The following is a 14854-nucleotide window of genomic DNA, read 5'->3' as shown; positions in this document are numbered from 1 at the left end:
GCCTGCCGATGGCAGTTCGTCTACAGCGTGGGACGATTAATATTCCTTTGCATTGATCCACTTCATCATCCGGCGGAGCTGCTTGCCCGTTTCTTCGAGCTGATGAGTCCGCTCGCGCCGCTTGATGGCCTGGAAGGTTGGCTGATTAGCACGGTTTTCGAGAATCCACTCACGTGCGAACTGGCCGGTCTGGATCTCATGCAGAATCTTCTTCATTTCGGCCTTGGTCGCATCGGTGACGATACGAGGACCGCGGGTGTAGTCACCGAATTCTGCCGTGTTCGAAACACTGTACCGCATGTAGTTGAGTCCACCCTGATAGAACAGGTCGACGATCAACTTCAATTCGTGCATACATTCGAAGTAGGCCATTTCGGGCTGGTAGCCAGCTTCAACCAATGTTTCGAAGGCAGCCTTGATCAGAGCACTGACACCACCGCACAGCACAACCTGTTCGCCGAACAGGTCAGTTTCGGTTTCTTCAGCGATCGTGGTTTCGATCACACCACCGCGAGTTCCACCGATCCCCTTGGCGTAGGCCAGGGCGAGCTTGCGGCTGGTTTCTGACGCGCCGGGGGTCAGGGCGATCAGGCTGGGGACACCGCCCCCTTTTTCGTACTCAGCACGGACGAGATGGCCGGGACCCTTCGGGGCCACCAGTGCAGCATCGACCCCTTCGGGGGGGACGACCTGACCGAAGTGCATGTTGAAACCGTGCGAGCACATCAGCAGTGCACCGGGCTTCAGGTTTGGCTTGATTTCGGTGCGGTAGATGTCGCCCTGAACTTCGTCAGGCAGCAGAATGTTGACGAGGTCAGCCTGCTTGGTCGCTTCGGCGATCGAAACCGGCTTGAAACCGTGGCTGACGGCCAGATCGTAGTTCTTGCTGCCAGGACGCTGTCCGACGACGACGGTGCAGCCGCTGTCGCGCAGGTTCTGGGCCTGTGCGTGGCCCTGGCTGCCGTAGCCAAGAATTGCAATGGTCTTTCCCTTCAGCAGGGACAAGTCGGCGTCGTCGTCATAATAAACCTTGGCGGCCATCGTTGCTTCTCTTCAGAAAAAAGGAATTCTCGGTCCTACCGCTGGGCTGCAACTGCCGATCAGTTGCTCGCAACGGTACTACAGAATTGGAAATCAGCTTTCCACTATCTCAACCGCTGATGGCGGCTTCTTCTTCGTAGGCGGGAGGTGGTTGAAGTGCGTCTTCAACCGACAATGATTTTTCCCGGGCCAATGCGATCCGGCCGGTCCGAACCATTTCGATGATCCCGAATGGACGCATCAGTTCGATAAAGGCGGTCAGTTTGCTCTCGGATCCCGAAATCTCGATCATCACGTGCAAAGAACCGACGTCGACAACTTTTCCGCGAAAGATTTCAACCATTTCACGGACATTGGAGAGCTGGTCACCTGCCGTCGACACCTTGATCAACATCAGATCACGTTCGACCAGATCCTGGTGCTGATAGTCGACAACCTTGACGACAGTCACAATCTTTTCAAGCTGTTTCCGGACCTGGTCCAGAACCTTGTCATCACCGGCGACCACAAAGGTGATACGCGAAAACTCAGGCCGCTCGGTCACGCCGACGGCCAGACTTTCAATGTTGAATGCGCGCGAGGCGAGCATTCCGGAGATGTGGGCCAGCACACCCGGCTGGTTCATCACCATCGCGGACAGCACATGCTTCATCGAACAGGGACTTTCCATGGAGTCTTGACGATCGAAACCGCCAAAAAACACTTTTGATTGACGAGGCTGTCGCCTCGATCCACCACCCGACGGCGGCGACTTTGGTGTTGATTCAACCCTCGACTCGCCAAAAAAATAACTCGTACACATTTGGCGGAGGGTCGACCATCGTAAGCACCGATCGACGCGGAAACAAGTTAAGTGGAATATTGAGGCAACACAATTTCTCAAGCTCAACCGCACAATACGGTCTGCATGGGCGTCAGACACGCCCACTCACTTCCGTGTTCATCCTCTTGGGAAAACTCATTCTCAATGAGAGGCCGCAAGGGAAGTGAGTCTGGTCTCTGAAATCGGCCCTGGCTTGGCAGGATGCATCCGCAGATGACCGATCGAGCCGATCGCAACCTGCGAACGATGGCCATCGTCGACCCGGCCAGAGACTCCTCACCAGCGAATACCGCCAGAGAGGAGATTAACGACTCTCACCACTGAATCGGGCGGACCACCTCAAGTATCAGCAGCAACCCCAATACGATTCCACTTAACGCCAGCCCGCGGACGACCCAGGGGGCCTGAGCGTCACCAAATTGACGGATCAGAAATGCACCTTTTCGGGTGTGTTTCAAGAACCAGTCGCTTTTCACCGCGAGCAAGGCGCAAAGGAGGCAGATCAGACTGCCAACCATAACGTGATCTGGAATCATAAAATACGATCGTCTGGAGGTCGCCGCAGCGAAGTGACACTACTGTGGCTGGGCTTCGCTGCTCAGGTAACTGACAAGGTCTCGCACTTCCTGAATGGAAAGCCGGTTGAGCAGACCTTCGGGCATCATGGAAACCGACTGCTGCTGCCGGTCTTCGATGTCCTGCGTTGCGACGACCACTCGGTCCGTTGCGGTTTGCAGTGTAATCGTGCTCGCGTCTTCCCCCTTCACGATTCCATTGATGACTCGTCCGTCCTTCAACTCGACAATCGTCACGCGGTACGCATGCCCCACGAGTGCGCTGGGGTCCATGACATTGATCAAGATGTAATCGAGATCCGTTCGCTGAGCCCCGGTGAGATCGGGACCAACCTGTCGCCCTTCCCCAAAGAGTGTGTGACATGAAGCACAATTTTTCTGGAAGAGTGCCCGTCCGTTCTTTGGATTGGCCGTTTGTGGGTCACCTTCAAGAACCTGCTTCTTCATCGAGGCAATCTGCTGAGCTCGTTCTTCAGTCGACGGCTTTGCGCCAAACAACTTGTTGACCAGTTCCTTCAACTTCGGTTCCTTGAACCGCTGTAACTGACGGATGTCGAATTCCGACAGATCCTGTCGATCGATCTGACCCGCGTCGACCGCCGAGACGAGAGCCAGAGCAGTCTTTTCACGAGCCGTTAGCGTGCTGATCGCGTCGAGTTTCTCTGCGTCGGTCAACAACGCGTACATTCCAAGCAGGGCACTGCCCACTTCTTCTCGATCAAAACCCGCCAGTCCTCGAATGGCTGAAGCCCGCAGTTCAGAGTCACCAAGACGGTCAAGCAGCAGGTCTGCTACTCCTGGACGCCGCGTGGTCACGAGGTCGGCGAGTGCCCGCTCACGCTGGGCGGCGTCAATTTTGTCATTCTGCACGATCTTGACGAACTCGTTGTAAGACGCGTCGCTCCCCTGAACGAGCGAAATGCGGTGACTCAACTCCCGCACGTTGGCGTCGGAACTCATCGCATAGCGATCGGCAACCGCGGCCCAGCCGGGATCCGCCTTCAGATCACGTCGTCCTTCGATGGCGGAATAGAGCCCCGTCAAAACATCACGCTGCGTGGCAACGTTATCGTCCGACTCTTCCAGCCAACGTAAGACGGGCGCGAATCGGGGGGATGGCCGCGTGGCCAGATGTCGTGCGATAAATTGACGCAACTTGGGAATTTTCGTCTGCAGCGCCAGTGGCAGAACTTCATCGTCCGCGAGCGAGATCAGAGGCTCGATGCCATACCATGTCAGCAGGACAAGGTTCGTATCAGGAGCATCTGAGGCATGGCTGACAAGTCCGGCTGCAATCGCCTTTCGCTGATCGAGTGGCAGGCGTTGAAGGCCAGAGGCGAGCTGCAAACGAACGTAAGGAGACGAGTCTCGGCGGGCAAGTTCCGCCAGACGCGAGACTACTTCAGGAGAAGCGGTTTTCTCTTCCAGGGCCAGGCGCACGCCCCAGCCACGGTGGGTGTCATCGCGTGAGCGGAGCAATGAATTCAGATTGTACTCATTCAATTCGCCAATCGCATGCAGTGTCCAGGCATACTGCAGTGATTTCGACGTTTGACCGTTGCCGGCATCGATCATGAGTGCATCGAAATCTTTGTTAAGCCGGTTACGGGCCTGCGACGACAGTTTCTTCTGAACCGATCGTTCTTGAAGAATTCGACGTGCCGAGTTGGCCCGAAGTCCGTCCTTCATCGACAGCAGATCAATCAATTGATCGTCAGAGAGCTTGGCAAGATTCCCGTAGGCGGGGTGATTGGTTCCGTAAGTGACCTTGAAAATTCGGCCATTCCCGCGGTGGATTGTCAGATCGTCGTAGTTGTGACATTCGCCCGTGTCGGACCAGTCAGTGAAATAGATCCCGTCCGGACCCTGCTTGACGCAGACGCCACGGAACCAGGGATCACCAGACGGGGCAAAATCCGTCTGATGTCGCGCGACATAGCCTGAGGCGTGGCGTTCCAGCAAGTCACGGTTGAGACGCTGACCATGGATATTCAGCGTAAACAGATTGTTGTGGTATTCGGCGGGAAACTGGTCGCCGACGTAAATCATGGCTCCCGAGTGGGCATGTCCCCCACCGGCCTCACCGTGCTTTCCTTTGCCGTCGCGGGAACCTTCCCAGGTCCCCCCCGCCCAGTGGATGTGGTCAGCACAAGTCTGCATCAACTCGAACGTCATCGGGTTAAAGTCCTGTCCAAACATCCGCTTGAAACGGGAGCCCGGGACCACGTGAAAAACGTGTTCGATGACGCAGTTTGTCAGAAATGCTTCTCCTCGGTCGTCAAATGCCAGCCCCCAGGGGTTGGTCGTTCCGTGAGCAACGACTTCGAAATCGTGCCGCACGGGATGATAGCGCCAGATTCCACAATTCATCGGGACTCGCTGGGCGTCCGGAGTTCCCGGCTTGCCGATACGGGAGTTCGAAAGGATTCCGTTGCAACCGTACAGCCAGCCGTCGGGGCCCCAGGTGAGGCTATTGGCCACGTTGTGAATTGCCTTCACGTCGAAACCGTCCAGAAGCACTTGAGCCGGTCCGTCTGGAACGTCATCTCCGTTCGCATCGGGAATGAAGATCAGTTTAGGAATTGCGGTGACGAAAACTCCGCCGAAGCCGAATTCCACAGAACTGAGGTTGACCCCTTTGTCCAGAAAGACCGTCCGCTTGTCGAACTGTCCGTCCCCGTCAACGTCTTCGAGGATCAGGATGCGGTCCGTTCCTTCAGTCACGTTGGCAGGCTGCCACTTGGGATAGGTTCGGCATTCGACCACCCACATTCGTCCTCGATCATCGAACGTGATCGACATCGGCTGCGAAACATCGGGCTCACCGGCAAACAATGTGGCCCGGAATCCTTCCGGAAGCGAAATGCTGGCAGCCGCTTCTTTCGGAGGGAGAGGTCCATCGGCCGCAGCAGCCAGTCCGGGGACCATGAACAACATCATCGTCATCAATGCCGAAGATCGAGTCATCAGTTCTCTCTTTCAGGGGTGAACGTAGTTCGCAATATCGTAATGACCCCGGCTGGAAATGTTGAGTGACCCATGTCGAGCGATTTTTTCTGAGAGCAGAAAGGTAAAAGAGTTGAGCCCGGCGGCATGTCGCAGCTTTTGCGGCCGGTGTCCGAGACGGCAGAGTCAGATCGGAATGGCTTTTGTCGGCGTTGTCCCGAATGCTCGCCCCGGGCTCTCGCGCCGTGGACTTCAATCGATGGGGGCGTTCGGGAGACCCAGAGGCCCAGCCGGGCTGTTGGCACGGGCCGAGCCTTCAAGGTTGATGTGATGAGCCGGTGAGGGGGGAAATGGAGGAGGCTCAACGCCGTCAGTCCAGTCGTCCACATCAGAAATCGCGTGACAGGTGTGGACCGCGACTTCTTTATTTGGCGACTGGACTGATGCAGTTGAGCAGGCTGATTTCTTTTGGGTAAAGCCCTGTCGGCATGCGGCAGGACTGAAGAATGTCGTCCCGCTTGCGACGTCTAGATCAGTGAGTCAGGCCCAGGCTACGGCGGCGGCGATAGGCACCCACGGCGATTCCGATACCGCCAAGCCCTAACAGGGCGAAGGAGGATGGCTCGGGGACATTGGCAGGAGGCTGGATCGTTGTGCTGAAGGTGTGATTGTCGCTTTCAAAACTACTTCCCAATGGATTGGGATAGATGTTCGTAAAGACGATTTTGTCAAAAACATTGCCCGCATCCGTCGAGTAGAAATTCACGAAGACATAGGGTTCTGAGGGGTTGGCTCCGAGGAATGGAGCGTTGGGATTCCCGTAGTACGCGGGTGAGAGCGAGGAAAGGTATGAAGCTGTCGCGGTGAAAGTGTCAACCAGAGTGTTCCCGAGGAAGAACTCGATCTTATTGGCGGCATCCGCGGCCGAGATCCACATGCCGAAATAGGCCTGCGGCGCGTTTTGGGAAGGATCGCTGGTCTTCGTGAGCGTCAACGTGACGGGAAACTGATCCGTGACATTCAGATACTGTCCGTTTCCCCCTGCACCACCGTACTGGTTTGCAGTGTTGTTGAATTGATTGTTGGTATAAGTCGCGGTCAGGTCTCCTGGCAGGTTGAATGTCTGAGAACCATGGTAGCCCGGATTCGCCGAATCGAAGTTAATGGTGGTGGTGTTCACCGCGCTCGAAGTCTGCACTCCGGCTGCTTCATAGGTATGGACTAATCCCGCTTCTGTGGACTGAAAAGTGAGGGAGACTGCCGCGAAGGCAATTGCCAGCACCTTGCGGTAGGCTAATAGAGGTAGACCTAAATTCGAAGTTGGATTCACGTAGTTCGCCTTCTGTTAAAATTGGGCACCGCCTCGTATGAACGCACTGCATTCACTCGAGTTTCGAAATGGGAGGGCCGCTTTCGGCCAACGAAATCAACGTATGTAAGGGCGTGTGATGCCCACGCGACAACACGTCCTATCCCACCTCGCGATGCGAACTGGCGATGGAAGTGCGCGGCACCACCAATTAAGAGAAGCTGAACGTAAGCGCAATTCAGCTTGTTCAGTCACCTCTGCAGAGGGACCTGAACGGATGATGCTAGGAGGGTGTTTCAAGGTGGCCAGCGGAATTTTAAATTTTTTCTGCGATTTCGCGGAAAGTGCCAGATAACGCTTAAATTCTCGACATGAACCGGTCCCGCATTCTTCACGGCATAGCCGATGCGACGCGGTCCTTTCGGCGCTCAGTCAACCCGTAGCGCACAACGTTTTTATCGTAGATGACAGATAATTTGCCGAGGGCGGGACGGGTGGCACGATAGAGCACGGTGCGTAGAGATCCGCCACCCCCGGTCTTATCCCACTCGAACGACGCGCTGGCTATTGAATTCTGGTGAACTGCGTCCAAGGGGATGAGAGGACTACGCCGAGTGTTCGGGATCCACTAACTTCAAATATGCGGTTTCCAGACAATTATCGATGGATTCTGCGATGAGAACGGCTTCTTCGTGGGTTGAACACTGGACTTCAAAACCGTCCGGCATCCCGGGGGATGGGAAGATTTCTACACTGCGGCCGTCACGTGACGGCCTGGCAAAGGGACGATCAGCTAAGAGGCAGCCGACGGAATCGACCTCGGCCCCTTCGATCAGAATCCTGATGGAATAGGTATCCTTGTTCGTATACGGAACGGCAGAGAGCTGTTCTGTTTCGATGGCTCGCAAAAACTGATCAGCGTTCGCAGGCACAATAGAATCCCTCCTCAGTGCGCCGCAACCTCAGCCCAACGCAACGTCGAACCTCGCGAGCCCGACGCGGACGAGAAATCTTCCATCAATTGTTCGTTCAGAGACCAATGTGTTCGTCAATTGACTGAGGGGACCGGAATTCGGCTTCGTTCGCGGAGCGGAACCAGAAATTCCAGGTGTCCGTCCCCTCGATCAGCTTCGACCGGAATGAGGTCATCGTCAGAGAAGCAGGCGTCGTCCACAAGCTCCAGCAGCCTCTGGATCGCGGCTCCAGGCAACCATCCCCCCGCTGTAATCTGTGGTGCGTTATTGAACCAGGCCGTCCAGTGGCTGAGCTTACGCTCGACAGTAATCTTGACGAACATCTTCATGATCTTTTTCCGGAATGGGGCAGTGCCAAGTATCAGCGAGATTCGCAGTTGTCATGCCAACCCCTACTAACCTCGCAAAATCGATCTCGATAAGGCAAATTCATTTAAGGAATTTGCCTTATCGAGATCTTTCAGCCAGCTGCGGAAAAAAGAGGAGTCGTTTGTTCATTATGATTGACTGTTTGTATCGGCAAGTCGCAAGCCAACAAGTGCTCGCCTTTCACAGATCGCTTCACTGCGTCTGAAGCCTCATTGAGAACGCCCGAGCGGCAGACGGGCTCTGCTTTCTCGCACGAGCTAGACCACTCCCGTCGAAGAGCAGATCACCCGATCGGACAGAACTCTCAGCGGAAACCGTCGTCGATCATGAAGCGAACATCTCCGTGATTGCCTGACATCGCCCAGAAGATGAAGATGAGGATTGTCACGAACAGGACTGCAAAGCCAATCTTCACCCAACTGTAAGGTCGATGGCCAGAGACTTCTCCTGTCGCTGCATTCATCATGACCTGATAGGTCTTTCCACGATAACGATAGGCGAGCAACCACACGGGGAGCAGAATATGTTTGAAGGTAACCGCCGAGTAGTTCGTTTGCTGTGAGTGGACTTGCTGGGTGTCTCCCCCAATCCGCTGGCGGACTTCCATCGATAATGAGGACTCAATTCTCTGCCGTGCAAATTGAAAACCGTCGTCCAGTTCAACGTCATACGTACGTGAGTAGAATCCTGCGAGAACTTCCGGGGTGAAGGGAATCATTCGGTCCAGTGGCCAAGGCTCAAGCGCTTCCACCAGATCAAGATGTTGTTGCCCGACAGCAATAATGGGGACATCGTCGAAAAACCGTTGAAAGTCTCCGCTCCGATACGTCCACCGGATTCGTTGTTCTGTTCGCCGGTTGTTTCCTTCCCCCACGGTGACGAGATAGATGTCTCCTCGCTGTCCCGCGTATCGTGTGTAAGTCATGGAGTCATAGGTGAAGAAGGGCATGTAGACCCCATTGAACTTGCCTGTCACTCCCTGCCTCAGGAACTCATTGGGAGCCCACCACAGTGACTTGACCCATGCTCTTAAATTGGCTGCTGCCGTCGCCTGGGGTATCAGAAAAGGGAGGACGCCGTCGACAGGAATGCGACTGACCGAGTCATGGATATTGTCCCGCTGCAGCGGAGAAGCGCAATACGGGCACTGTGAACTGGTCAATGTCCCCTGAAAGATAACGTCGGCGCCGCAAGCGGAACAGCGGATAGCATGCTGTGTGTTCTCATTCTCGGCCTCTGCGCCCTCTTTCTCCTTGATCCTCTTCAGCCGTTCGAGCATCTCGAGGTAGTCCCGTTCGACGATGGGGACATCTCTGGGTGGTTCGATCTGCTTGATGGCCGCACAGTAGGGGCATTGGAGACTTTGCTGGCCGACGGAGAAGACAAGATCCGCGCCACAGCGGTCGCAGGGAAAGATGCGCCCCTTGCCTGCGTCGATCGATTCACCCGGCTTCCGACGAGGAACTCGCGGCGGGTTCGACGAAAAGTGGCCTTCCAGATCAGGTGGAATCGGCATGCTCATACGACTTCTCTATCGGGAACGACGAATAGGGACTTGTTACCACCTGTTCGGACAATCACGTAAGGCACCGGACCTGTCGAGGCTCTGACCTCAGTCCTGACTGGAGCGACGATGGTAGTCAAAGAATGGCGTTCCATAGACTAGCGGCAACCCCGATGAACTTCGAACGAGGTCCTTGTATCCACCCCGTGAGCGCAAGAGACCGCTGAGGGATTTTCTCTCGCTCGGGTTGATGATGATATTCGTGGTTGAGAATGCCGCACCCTCAGAAGCATGTTACGACGTCCCGTTCGTCTCTTGCGCATTGAGTGACACCCAGAGCAGTTGTCCCGATTCTATCCCTCGCTGGGCAAAAACCTGCTGGTGTTTTGCTGCGCAGGAATCGCTAGAGGTGACTTTTCGTTTGGTTGACCACTGCATGGCGCGTGCTCAGGCCGCTGGAGTTACCGGGGCGGGCAAAGGACGACTGTGGGGTAACTCAATCTCGATGGCGAATTGTCCAGTCGGCTTCGAACTGGTTCTCAGCAGAGATTCGCCCTTCGGTATCGGACGTCGACCTACTTCTTTTGGGGAAGGCCGAGGGCGTCGGCACAGTGCGGGTCGTTGAACATCTTCGTGTGGTCATGTTCAACATCCCCGGCAATGACCAGCTTCCATCCAAATGGCCACTGCCGGTCGTCAGCCAGTTTTTTTGCCGCCTTGAACGCGTTCTGACCACGCTCGAACCGTGTTAAACCCTGGACATCGGCAGCAGGCGTGACGTCCAGGTATTCATCCCGTTCGATGTCTTTGGAACCCAGGTAGAGGGTCAGTGGTTGAGCGAGGAAGGCCTTCATTTGATCGTCGGATTGAAGGTGCTGCGGAAGCTGGCCAAATCCGAGTGGGAATTCCGCGCTGCGGCTGGGAAAGAGCAAGGTCCCCGGGTTGGCAGCGACGATCCGCTTGGCGCCAGTATTGACGAACCCCGTGGTCCTCATCAGAAACTGGCCTCCGCCGGAATGGCCGATCAGGTAAAGCGGCATCTCCAGTCGTGCTTCCCTTCGGCGAATCTCCTTCGCGATCCGATTGATGTATTCGCCCGTCCATTCTTCCGGGGGGGCAGCCTCGACTTCCCGCATGATGCCGCCGAACTGATACTTCCGCTTCGGAAACGTCGTGTCATCGAACTTCGGGGCGACAATCAACGCTCCAAAGCGATTTCCCATCTCCACCGAGTCATCCCGGTATTCATCCGCGTTTCGCAGGACACCATGAAAAACCATCAGCAATGGACCGTCGCTGTAATCCGCAGGCTTGTAGGTGTAGAGGGGGATGGAGACCTCCCCAAACTGCACATCGACAACAGATTTTCCGATCGGTAGCGGTTCGACATCCGCGAACAGCAGACTCATCATCATCAGCACATGCATCAGTGCGAATTCCTCAAATCCGTGATCCCCATGAAAGCCGCCGACGTAGAGACGGGAGTTCCAGGTTGATCATTTCGTCTCGTCACATTCCTGCAGGGCCATCACTGCGAAGGCCGTACCAGCGTGAGTAATATAATGCATGCTGTCTGCGTGGAGCGACCGAGTGAACCAGCGGCCACTTTCTCGCTGATGTGACTTCAGCCATTCAATTCCACGCTGGATTCGGGGATCATCCGCGGCCAGGCCACTGCGACGAAGGATGTAAATGACAAAGCCCGTACCATATCCGTCACTGCTTTTCAGATCCTGCTCTTCTCCGTCGGCCCGTTTCCAGTCACCAAGTGTCGCCAGCCCCCACCCGCCATCCTCTTTCTGCAGTGCCAGCAGTTCGCCGACAATCGCGGCGGATTCCTCATCGGTCAGAGTTCCCTTCGCGTAAGTGTTTCCCCACAAGACCATCGCCCGATGATGGAGCGTGGTGCCGGGATTCTGCTTGAAATACTCACGTAACTTCGACAATCCCAGTTGTGCGGATTTCGTTTGAGCGTATCCGTCCGGTGCGACACCGATGGCGATGGCAGCCAGAGTCGCTCCGTAATGATCGTCGGATTCCATCGGTGGCCAGTCGCATTTGATCCACGTGAATCCCCCGTCCTCGCGCTGCAGCGTCAGCATCCGGTCGAGAGCCCGACGTGTAAGAGGATGCAGTGGTTTTTCACTCAAAGCATCGTTGAAAGCCAATGCCGCTCCGGCAGCAACAACCTCAGCGTCCCAGCGAGGTCCTTTATCTTCCCAGCGGTGAGCAACGAGTTCTTCCGCGAACTGGCGAACTTCCGCAGAGGCCTGGTCCGCTGTCTCATGGGTGGGGCGAACATACAGATACGCAAAATTGGTATGACACGTGAAGCACTTTCGTTCCTTCTGCCAGGTCAGGGCTGCCGAGTCCAGAAAGGAAATCGCTTTCTCGAGAGAGAAAGATTTTGCAAGTGGTTCGTCGCGACGGTTTTCACCCGGCGAAACAGCGCTGGCGAGCGTGATGTTCTCTGCCGAATGGGCGATCGGGATCGTCAGACCCGCTACTGCTGACAGTGTTGCCAGACTCGCGACACAGCCAAAGACACCGCGAAGGGAGATTCTGATATGCATGAGGCCGTCCCTTACATTGACCCTGTGGAGGGAACATTCACAACGCGCACAACTTGAGTCACGCTACAGTCGCAACCAGAGAATGTCACGTTCACACGATCATGGTGTGCGAGTTTTCACGTTCACGGGCAGGATCCCGTGCGCGAGGGACGTGAACGTTGAAGGAACGGAATCGCGAACGGCAGGCGTGCTCACTTCGAAATCCCCGAAATGCAGATGGCCCCCGTAGAAATTGCTCGGCGGAGCATTCTACAGGGGCCAGGCAGTCTCAGGTCGACAACCACATTGTCATGCTGACATCTTCGAGTGGCGTGCGAAATCGTCGGAGTGCGGCGTCACGCAGAAACCTCTCACGCTGCGCTGCGAGACAGAGCGGTGCGCCACGGTGCATGTTCCGGCAAGTGGCACACTGGCGTCTGTTCCAGACAAATCACTAGTAGCCGACGCCGTACAATGCAGGAGCGTATCCCACGCGAACACGGCCGAGCGGACCGATGTAGGTGTATGGGGCGACTCCGGGAGTATAGAAGGTGGGGGCCGGAACCGTGGCCGGAACCACGACAGGGGCTGCGACAACCACCGGAGGAGGCGGAAGGTACCGGGGATCGAAGTAGGGACGCGGACCGATCACGGTTGGATAAGCAACGACCGGCGGACCGTACGGAGCGGGATAGTAACCCCAAGGCTGGGCTGATGCCGTTTTGCTGAACATCAGGCTGAGCACTGCGATTGCAAACAACGTTGCACTCATTTGCCGAACTCGAGACATCGAACTTCCTTCAATACAAAAAGTGAACGTGGTAGCCTGACCAGGGACGCAAGGAATCAGCGGGCATCCGGGATTGGTCCTGACATAACGCCAAACCAGCGGCAGAAAGATTTTACGGCGCGGGGATAACGACTTGTCAAAAGTTGCACCTGCTGCTTCGGTAAGAAATGTCTCTCTTCGTCCTACGCGGACAGGGCACAGCCTCCTCGATAGTCATCCCGATCAATCGTCCTGCGAACTACAAATTCGGCGAAGCGGCATTCGCCGTCAAGGCATCGCCACCTGCCTGGAGGGGAGATCCTGTTGCCGGATTTCCGACTTCGTTGACAGCACGAGGACAAACGAATCTCCGCAGGGTGATCGGCGGCAGCAGCGCACGTTCCCGTACAGCCTCACGGACCGCCTGTGGGCATCCGCTGGCTGTACCCGCCAGGAACTCGAAGGCCTGTTTCCAGGCGTGTACTCCTGCGGCTGTCAGCAGATTTGTAATACAGTGGCGTGGGGCTGATCGCCTACCCGTTCAGGCGGTCGAGCAGCAGCGGTTTTACTTCCTGAAGGACTTCGCGAATCCAGTCAGGGTTATCCAGGAGCAGTCCATCAGGTGGTTGCAGTAATTCCGAGGGGAGTTTTTTCGCGAGGTCTTTGAGTTCATCGATCAATGGCGAGATCGCGGCGGGGTCACGATCCAGTTTTTCGAGGTATTGTTCCAGCTCGCCAAGTGGTCCATCGGTTCGGGACAGCTCGGACTGACGCAGTGGCTCACGGGTACGGAACTTGACCTGTTCCACCCAGATCTGTTCATGAGAGACTCTCGCTGCCAGGCTGCGGATTTCTGCCGTCACGGCAGTGCGGTGGCTTGTCAGGTCCCGATGAGCGACCGTTGCGCCTGTCAGCTCGACACGAACACCCAGTGGCAACCCTTTGTTCCTGTTGCAGAGGGCGAGGAGTTCGTCTTGCAGGGGGCCATAGATGTCTCTGGCCTTCGCGAAGCTTTCGCAGGGAAGCGTGACGACCTCCCAGCGAAAAACGTCAAGCGGATGGAATTTGACCTGCGCCTGAAATTGCCTGTCCACTGTGACGACGAAGCAACCCCGCGGGCCGGGCTCGCGAATATGGCGTCCCTGAATGTTTCCCGAGTAAATGCCAGACGTCCAGAGGTCAGCGGTTGTCTGTTCGGGAACAACAGTCCGCTTGTGAATATGTCCCAGTGCCCAATAGTCGTAACCCTTGGACCGCAGGTCCGTCGGCGTGCACGGGGCGTAGGTGTCGTGTTCTTCGGACCCGCTCAGACTTGTATGGAGCATCCCGATATTGAACCAGTGCGGGACAGGTTGCGGATAGTGCGGAACCATGTTCTGCAGTTCCGCCCGATTGCCGAAACTTCGTCCGTGAATGGCCACTCCCAGATCATCAAGCCGACGGGTCTCTGCCATCTCGTGCGACAACATGATGCTCTGACCGTCTTTGTTGGCGGGTAGCCGCAGACTGCGAGTCATAATGTTGGCGGCATCGTGGTTACCGGCGATCAGGTAAAGCTGAATGCCCGCGCTGCTCAGCTTGTCCATCTGCTTCACGAAAAACAGTCCGGTATTATAGTCGGACCAGTTTCCGTTATAGAGATCACCTGAGATCACGACAAAATCGACTTGTTCGGTCAGTGCGAGAGCGACAAGTTTTTCCAGAGCCCGCCGAGTCGCTCCTCGAATGAGATCCACCGGCGCGACTTCATAACGCTCCAGTCCCTCCAGAGCACTATCCAGATGTATGTCGGCCGCATGCAAAAATTTCATTCGTAGACTGACCTTCAATGTCTGAACGTTTTCGTCGGATGTTGACCGTCGCAGGCACGGCACCCCTCTGTTGCTCTCCCGCTCGCCCATCGGCAGGAGAGCGACTCGTCCGCTGGGCCGATGGAATTCGTCGCCCGATCTTCAGAGTGCAGAGAAGAGACATTATCGCAACGTTCCGTCG

12 protein-coding genes are annotated in these 14854 nt (G+C 56.0%); all 12 read right to left on the bottom strand.

Annotated features, from left to right (window positions below):
• Window positions 1-36 precede the first annotated feature (36 nt).
• A complete protein-coding gene (gene ilvC, locus ACGY09_RS01560; protein ID WP_373651825.1) occupies window positions 37-1041 on the bottom strand; it encodes a ketol-acid reductoisomerase in 1005 nt (334 codons plus the stop codon).
• Window positions 1042-1150: 109 nt separating this feature from the next.
• Window positions 1151-1693, bottom strand: coding sequence for an acetolactate synthase small subunit (gene ilvN / locus ACGY09_RS01555; protein ID WP_373651826.1), 543 nt, complete (start codon window positions 1691-1693; stop codon window positions 1151-1153).
• Window positions 1694-2178: 485 nt separating this feature from the next.
• Window positions 2179-2400 (bottom strand): hypothetical protein, encoded by a 222-nt coding sequence (locus ACGY09_RS01550; RefSeq protein ID WP_373651827.1) that lies wholly within the window; start codon window positions 2398-2400, stop codon window positions 2179-2181.
• A gap of 39 nt (window positions 2401-2439) precedes the next feature.
• Window positions 2440-5406 (bottom strand): PVC-type heme-binding CxxCH protein, encoded by a 2967-nt coding sequence (locus tag ACGY09_RS01545; protein WP_373651828.1) that lies wholly within the window; start codon window positions 5404-5406, stop codon window positions 2440-2442.
• Between the two features lie 511 nt (window positions 5407-5917).
• Window positions 5918-6715, bottom strand: a complete 798-nt coding sequence (locus ACGY09_RS01540) for a PEP-CTERM sorting domain-containing protein (RefSeq protein ID WP_397570204.1) — start codon at window positions 6713-6715, stop codon at window positions 5918-5920.
• Between the two features lie 584 nt (window positions 6716-7299).
• Complete coding sequence (locus tag ACGY09_RS01535) at window positions 7300-7626, bottom strand: hypothetical protein (protein WP_373651830.1); 327 nt, start codon at window positions 7624-7626, stop codon at window positions 7300-7302.
• Between the two features lie 116 nt (window positions 7627-7742).
• A complete protein-coding gene (locus tag ACGY09_RS01530) occupies window positions 7743-7997 on the bottom strand; it encodes a hypothetical protein (protein ID WP_373651831.1) in 255 nt (84 codons plus the stop codon).
• 344 nt (window positions 7998-8341) lie between these two features.
• Window positions 8342-9553 carry a hypothetical protein gene (locus ACGY09_RS01525; RefSeq protein ID WP_373651832.1) on the bottom strand — a complete coding sequence of 404 codons (1212 nt, stop codon included), beginning with the start codon at window positions 9551-9553 and terminating at the stop codon, window positions 8342-8344.
• Window positions 9554-10116: 563 nt separating this feature from the next.
• A complete protein-coding gene (locus tag ACGY09_RS01520; protein WP_397570203.1) occupies window positions 10117-10968 on the bottom strand; it encodes a hypothetical protein in 852 nt (283 codons plus the stop codon).
• 69 nt (window positions 10969-11037) lie between these two features.
• A complete protein-coding gene (locus ACGY09_RS01515) occupies window positions 11038-12114 on the bottom strand; it encodes a prenyltransferase/squalene oxidase repeat-containing protein (RefSeq protein ID WP_397570202.1) in 1077 nt (358 codons plus the stop codon).
• 433 nt (window positions 12115-12547) lie between these two features.
• Window positions 12548-12883: a hypothetical protein gene (locus ACGY09_RS01510; protein WP_397570201.1), complete on the bottom strand. Its 336-nt coding sequence runs from the start codon at window positions 12881-12883 to the stop codon at window positions 12548-12550.
• 512 nt (window positions 12884-13395) lie between these two features.
• Entirely contained in the window at window positions 13396-14673 is a 1278-nt protein-coding gene (locus tag ACGY09_RS01505) for an exonuclease SbcCD subunit D (RefSeq protein ID WP_373651836.1), read from the bottom strand.
• Window positions 14674-14854 lie beyond the last annotated feature (181 nt).

It is taken from the genome of Schlesneria sphaerica (genome assembly GCF_044336245.1).
In the GTDB taxonomy this organism is placed as follows: domain Bacteria; phylum Planctomycetota; class Planctomycetia; order Planctomycetales; family Planctomycetaceae; genus Schlesneria; species Schlesneria sphaerica.
The sequence above is the reverse complement of the archived record's forward strand: the minus strand, read 5'-3'. Positions and strand labels throughout refer to the sequence as shown.